The organism is Streptosporangium sp. NPDC049644, from assembly GCF_040675205.1.
GTDB classification, from domain to species: Bacteria; Actinomycetota; Actinomycetes; order Streptosporangiales; family Streptosporangiaceae; genus Streptosporangium; species Streptosporangium fukuiense.
The window spans coordinates 1-6131 of the sequence record NZ_JBFAOJ010000192.1; the positions used below are offsets into that span (position 1 = coordinate 1).

Annotated in this window: 6 protein-coding genes and 1 pseudogene; 2 read left to right on the forward strand and 5 right to left on the reverse strand. The window is 65.4% G+C overall.

The window, feature by feature from the left end; genetic code table 11:
- Positions 1–4: 4 nt before the first annotated feature.
- A complete protein-coding gene (locus AB0J58_RS43840) occupies positions 5–790 on the reverse strand; it encodes a DUF6461 domain-containing protein (protein WP_364227509.1) in 786 nt (261 codons plus the stop codon).
- A gap of 343 nt (positions 791–1133) precedes the next feature.
- Here AB0J58_RS43840 and AB0J58_RS43845 point away from each other — a divergent pair, with 343 nt between their 5' ends.
- Complete coding sequence (locus AB0J58_RS43845) at positions 1134–2027, forward strand: leucine-rich repeat domain-containing protein (protein WP_364227511.1); 894 nt, start codon at positions 1134–1136, stop codon at positions 2025–2027.
- Between the two features lie 675 nt (positions 2028–2702).
- On the opposite strand, the gene AB0J58_RS43850 is transcribed toward AB0J58_RS43845, so the two are convergent.
- Positions 2703–3572, reverse strand: a complete 870-nt coding sequence (locus tag AB0J58_RS43850) for a GNAT family N-acetyltransferase (RefSeq protein WP_364227513.1) — start codon at positions 3570–3572, stop codon at positions 2703–2705.
- A gap of 196 nt (positions 3573–3768) precedes the next feature.
- On the opposite strand from AB0J58_RS43850, the pseudogene AB0J58_RS43855 reads away from it, so the two are divergent.
- Positions 3769–4054 (forward strand): annotated as a pseudogene (locus tag AB0J58_RS43855) (integrase core domain-containing protein); the annotation flags it as partial.
- 236 nt (positions 4055–4290) lie between these two features.
- Here AB0J58_RS43855 and AB0J58_RS43860 read toward each other — a convergent pair.
- The 3 genes from AB0J58_RS43860 to AB0J58_RS43870 form a co-directional block, all read right to left on the reverse strand.
- Complete coding sequence (locus AB0J58_RS43860) at positions 4291–4740, reverse strand: hypothetical protein (protein ID WP_364227515.1); 450 nt, start codon at positions 4738–4740, stop codon at positions 4291–4293.
- 290 nt (positions 4741–5030) lie between these two features.
- The gene (locus tag AB0J58_RS43865) at positions 5031–5651 is read right to left on the reverse strand and encodes a transposase (RefSeq protein WP_364227521.1); all 621 of its coding nucleotides are present in this window, start codon (positions 5649–5651) and stop codon (positions 5031–5033) included.
- On the reverse strand, positions 5561–6025 hold the full coding sequence (locus tag AB0J58_RS43870; RefSeq protein ID WP_364227518.1) for a winged helix-turn-helix domain-containing protein: 465 nt from the start codon (positions 6023–6025) through the stop codon (positions 5561–5563). Before AB0J58_RS43870 ends, AB0J58_RS43865 begins: the two co-directional genes overlap by 91 nt.
- Positions 6026–6131 lie beyond the last annotated feature (106 nt).

Here is a 6131-nt window from a genome sequence, read left to right on the forward strand (position 1 = left end):
AAACTCAGGCGAGTGAGGTGCAGGCACGAGTCTCTTCCTTCCCAGCCGACGCAAGTCGACTCAGACGAGGTGTCCGTCCTGCGGGGGGAACCTCATTGTGCTGATCGCGGATCACGTAGCGGGTGTGGGCCCCGTCCATCCATTCCCTGTCGATCTCCCTGCCCGTCACCCTGCCGACAAGCGCCAGGGCCGACGTGAGGCAGGTCGCCATGGGCGGGCTGTATCCGTTGTGGACAAGCCCGATGAAGTCCCCCCACTCGTCGGGGATGGCCTCCTCCCCGTAGTCCTGTCCGCTCTCCGTGCGGGTCTCCTCCCACGCGCAGTACTCCAGCCACCCCGTCGGCAGTTCGGGATCGCTCTCCCAACCGGAGTCGTCCAGGTCGAAATGCAACCCTTGCGCGTAGGAGTCGAGCGCGTGAGGATCACTTCCCCAGCGCTTTCCGGGGACGGTGACGCTGAAGTCCGTCACATAGTGACCGTTGACCGCGTATTCAAGATCACGTGGCCCGTTGATGTCCCAGCGCATCAGCAGCGCCCGCCCGCCGTACGAGAGCTCCTGCAAGGCCCCCTCACAGTCGAACCCGTGCACCTGGATGATCTGTGTCCAGTCCGCCGCCAGACGACCGGCCCAGACGACCCCCGCCTCACCGTCGGAAGGCCGCCCGCGCAGGACATCCGTCCAGGTGCACTCGACTGAGTCGTCCACATCCGCGACCGACACCCCCAGGCGCCGAGCGGCCTCCCACACCTCCAGCCCCTCCACCCAGGCGGCCATGAACCACTCACCCATGCCGTAGGACCGGACGAGGTGCCAAAGACGCTCCGACCGCCGCATTCCCGCTCCCTGCCCGCTCAAGTGCTCGTTCCTGGGGTGACTCAAGCAGACATCCCCGACAGTTCCGTGATCAACGCCATGCCGCGGTTCTCGCGACCGGGTGCGTACCGAGGCGGCCGGTCGGTTCGGCTTCATCATGAAGGGGGCCCGCGGGCAATGTCAGTGATCCGCAAGTCGATCCTTAGCGCCTTTGCCTAAGTTGATCGTCGGCCGCCGCATCCGGTATCGACGGCCGGCCGGAGCGTGCGGGCCGGTGCGATCGAGCCGGGGCACGCCGGTGATCTCGGGAAGAGGAGTCATGACGGGGGACAAGAAGCTGCCAAGGGCTGTTGTACTGCGGATCAACAAGTGCCTGCGAAACGAATCGAACGTGCTCGATCTGAGCGGTACACCTCTGGAGGTGTTGCCCGGGCAACTGCGTGAACTGACTCATCTGCGCGAGCTCCGGCTGAACCTCACCGGAATCCCTGAGCAACTGGGTGACCTCACCGCCCTCACCCATCTCCGCCTGGGTGGTGAGCTGACCAGCCTTCCTGATTCGCTGGGCCACCTCACCGCCCTCACCTCGCTCGACCTGAGCGGCAACCGGCTGACCGAGATTCCCGAATGGCTGGGCGACCTCACCGCCCTCGAACGCCTCTACCTGGAAAGAAACCAGCTTGTCAGCCTTCCTGATTCGCTGGGCGACCTCACCGCCCTCAAATATCTCTACTTGGGAATCAACCGGCTGACCAGCATCCCTGACTCGGTGGGCAACCTCACCTCCCTCACCGAGCTCATCTTGAGCAAGAATCAACTGACCGAAATCCCTGATTCGCTGGGCGACCTCACCGCCCTCAAATATCTCTACTTGGGAATCAACCGGCTGACCAGCATCCCTGACTCGGTGGGCGACCTCACCGCCCTCACCTCGCTCTTCCTGGAAAGCAACCAGCTGACCGAGATCCCTGGCTCACTGGGCGACCTCACCGCCCTTAAACGCCTCTTCCTGGGGTACAACCGGCTGACAAGTCTTCCTGGCTCACTGGGCAACCTCACCGCCCTCACCGAGCTTTACCTAGAGGGCAACCAGCTGACCGAGATCCCTGATTCGCTGGCCAACCTCACCGCCCTCACCCGGTTCCGTCTGGATAGCGACCTGCTGGCCGGTCTTCCCGAATCGCTGCGCCGCCGCGCCAAGGCTCTGCGGTAGCACCGTTCCTCGACCTCAACCACTGACGGGCCCGTCCTGGCAGCCGCTGAGAGGAGAATCGTCGGCCGACCCATCGATCTTTCTCGGGTGGTGGTGCGGCCTCCGCACAGTGCCCGACGGTCGGATACGGCGGGCGCTGGGTGCGGCGCGCGGCCCTGACTCCCGCCGTCGGCTGGGATCGGCCCCAGGCCGCATGCCCTGCCGACAGGCGGGCGGCGGGCCGTGCGACGGCGCGCCGCCACCTTGATCCAGTCACCGGGGAACTCCTCCCACCCGGCGTGAGCTTCCCCCCGTGCTTGCCTTCCTCACCACCTGCGTCGCAGGATCCCGAGAAGACGTCGCAGAGGCCGCCGCATCCTCGCTCACGGGGAAGTACAAGACTCATCGACATCTGTGAACGGATGGACACGACCTGGCAGACCTATGGCTGCGTGCTCACTCCGCCCGCCATAAAGATCCACAATGACGGGCGGAGTCCGTCATTTACCTGGCCATGGACTGCTCGCCTGCTCCGTATGAGAGGTTGAACCGTGCCGGGATAGCTCCTGGGCATGCTGACCCCTCTTGAGGATCTAGGCATGCAAGTCAACCAAAGCGACTCCACGAAACCCGGCGCGGTTCACGACGAAGCGGCCCGCTCCCCTCGGAGGGCGGGCCGCCTTGAAGTAGCGGCGGTCACACGCGGCGGCGCAGGTAGCGGGCGCGGCGGCCGGCGTCGTGGAAGCCGAGCCGCTGGTACAGGGAGGCGGCCGGGTTGTTGTCGTTGACGCAGAGCCACGCCTCCCGGGCGCCGTCGGCGGCCAGCGACCGCAGCGCCCTTGCCACCAGGTGGGTTCCGACCCGCCGGCCCCGCCAGGTGGGGACCACGCCCATCTGGTCGATCCAGTTGTCGATGATGTTGAAGAAGCCGACCGCCGTGCCGTCGGGACCGCGCGCGATCAGGGACAGGTCCGGCCGGTACCCATCGTCCTCCCGCAGCCCATCCAGCCATTCCTCGGCCGCCGGCTCGACGAAGCCGGGCCGGTCCGCGAAGGACGCCCGGTAGGTCGCGAACAGCTCGGAATCGAGTGTCACCGGCTCGGTGGTCACGCCGTCGGGATGGGCGACCTCCGGGAGGGCGGTGAGGTCGTGGCGCAGCACCCACTCGACGAAGGTCCGCTCGAAGCCGCGCGCCGTAAACAGGGCGTCCGCGCCAGGATTCCACGACTCGGTGGTCAGCAGCAGACCGGCGTCGCCGGCCTGCTCGCCTGCCCAGCTCAGCAGCCGGCTACCGACGCCCCGCCCCCGCCAGGCCGGATCCACCAGGCCGGTGCTGGTAGCCGGCTGCCCGGCGGTGCCGACGCTCACGGCCGCGACCAGGCCGCCCTCGTGCCAGGCGCCGAGGGTACAGGACTGGAGCAGCCGGGCTCGCAGCAGCGGAGAGCTAGTGAACAACGGGAGGCCACCGTCGACGGCCAGGCACGCCTCGGCCAGTTCAGCCAGTGCCGCGAGGTGCTCCTCGCCGAACTCTTTCCAGGTCAGCGCGTCCATGCCCGGGTCCACCATGATCCTTTATCCTTTCACTGTCGCCGATCGCCCGACGGCCGGCCGTGGCGGCTGACGCCGGGCCGGCGCGACGGCGCCGATGGGCAGTAAGTAGGTATCCCCGCCGGTGTCGCTGTCAACGCGGTTTCAGTCCGTCCGCGCGGCCCTTGAAGCGTCGGGGCGGGCGGTGTGCCAGGCGTTCGCCACCGCGATGCGCATGCTGACCGACAACGGCAAGCAGTTCACCGGCCGGTACACCAAGCCACGCCCGATCGAGGTGCTGTTCGAGCGGATCTGCCGGGAAAACGGTGTCAGGGTGCATAACACCAAGCCGCGGTCACCGACCACGACCGGGAAGATCGAGCACTGGCACAAGAGCGTGCGAGAGGAGTTCCTCTCCCATGAGGGCTTCGCCGGCCTGCAGCACTGCTGGATGCGTGGGTGGCCGATACAACACGGTCCGGCCGCACCAGGCGTTGGACATGGCCACCCCGGCTGACTTGTCCAGACAAACAAGAAGGCCCGTTCCCAGATTTTCCCTGGTCACGGGCCTTCTTTGTCTGGTACGGCCGAGAGGACTCGAACCCCTAACCTCTGATCCGTAGGTCCCCGAACGATCTCCACAGGTGTTCAGACTGGTTCGCCGCGTAGGTCACCGACGGTCCGGCTGTTCGAGTCAGTTCAGCTCGGTACGGGGTCGTACGGCCCGTTGGCTCCCAACTTGGCTCCCAGAAAGCGATCACTTGCGCCCCAGGATGGGGAATCGCTTCTCCGCCGCAACGAGTGCATCCGTGAGTGCCGGGATGTCTGTCTGGTCCAAGCCTTCGATCTCGAAGTGAAGGGTGTTCCGCATCCCAGGATGGTCGGCTATGGTCCCGGAGATCGACAGGGAACCTGTGGGACGGCATTCGACGGTGAGCTCTATCCAATGCTCAAGAGAGGACAGGGTGGCACTCCCCCTAACTTCTGCGTCGACGCGCTCCAAAGCCACTCGGAAGTCATGCAACTCCTCAACCCGAAGCCCCGCATCAACCTCGGCAGTGAACCCTCCGACCTGCGCATGGATCGGAGAGGTAAGCCAGTTCCCGTCCCAGAAGTCGGTACAGCCAGGATGCATACGGCCAAGAACCCGGATCAGTACATGATCAAAGTCCCTGCCCCGGCCGATGACGATCTCAGCATGCTCCATAAGGTCATCCTCTTATGAAGGGACATTCACCTGGCCCAGACTCACCAGTTTGGAAGATCTCGGTACACAGCTCCCTGAACTGCTGCCATGCAGGTCAGTCTGACCTGCATCTATGCAGGTTCGTAGGCCTTAACGGGAACGCATTTGGAATGATCAAAGCTTCAGGGCTTCACTCCCTGGCCAGCCACGCGCGCTGCAACCGCTGACAGACACCCATATCGACGTTGTCGATGGCATGCCCTAGCGTCTCTTCATCTGCGTGGACCCGTACTGAGCATGAAAGCCGGGGGTTATGCCGGGCCGGAGATCATGAGCCCGGTTTCGGCGATGAAGCCGTTCAGCAGGTCGGGCCGGTACTGCAGGGATTTGAGCCGGTTCTTGATCAGACCGGTGAGCTCGTCGATGCCGTGGACGGTGAAGTTGAACAGCTTGGTACGCAGGTTGGCCCACACGCCCTCGGCCGGGTTCAGCTCAGGCGCATAGGCGGGGAACCGGTAGACCAGCAGCCAGTCCTCATGAGCGGCGATCCACACGCGCATCTCGACGCTGACGTGCTCGGGCAGGCTGTCCCACACCAGCGAGATCGGGCCGCCCAACTGGGCGTGCGCGGCCTGGAGCAGCGCTTGGAAGTCGGCCACCGTGAAGCCCTTCGGCTCGTTCTTGCGGTGGTGGTAGGCGCGCATACGGTAGATCAGTCGCGTCCGCCTCCCCGGTTTGGCGCAGATCAGCGCGGCGATCGAGACCCGCCCACGGCCGCGGTAGGCCACCTGCAACACCGGGGTTCGCCCCTTGCGGGCCCAGGTCCTGCCCTTGGGCGGTCTCAGATTCTGTCCGGACTCATCGGCGAAGACGAGCCAGGAGCCCCAGGCCGCCCAGGTGCTTTTAAAGCGGGCAGCACCCGTCGCCTCCAGCCGGAGATCTCCTCCTCATCGCGCCGGGCCGCCCGATGCGCCGGCACCTGAAACGACCATCCCAGCCGCTCCATCAGGTAGGCCACCCCACGCGGCGTGTAGCGGATGTGGAACCTCTCGGCGATCAGGGTGGCGATGCGCGTGCTTGTCCAGCGTTGATCGTCCCACCCGTGCGCGATCGCGCCCTCGTCCAAGAACGCCTCCAGCCGGGTCAGTTGCGCCTCGGTGAGCTTGCAGCCGGTCCCGGCGGCACCCTTGGAGGCCAGCGCGGCCTTGTCGCCCTTCAGCCAGACCCGGTGCCACTCACAGGCGGACTTACGCGTCACGCCCAGCAACTGGGCCACCCGCGGCGGTTTGATTCCTCCGGAGAACATGTCCGCCGCCCGGTCACGCCCAGAGAGGTGGTGTTTGAGAAGGCCACCCGTAATCCGGTGACTATTAAGAGGTAATCGCCTCAATAGTCACTTTAGCATCGTTTGT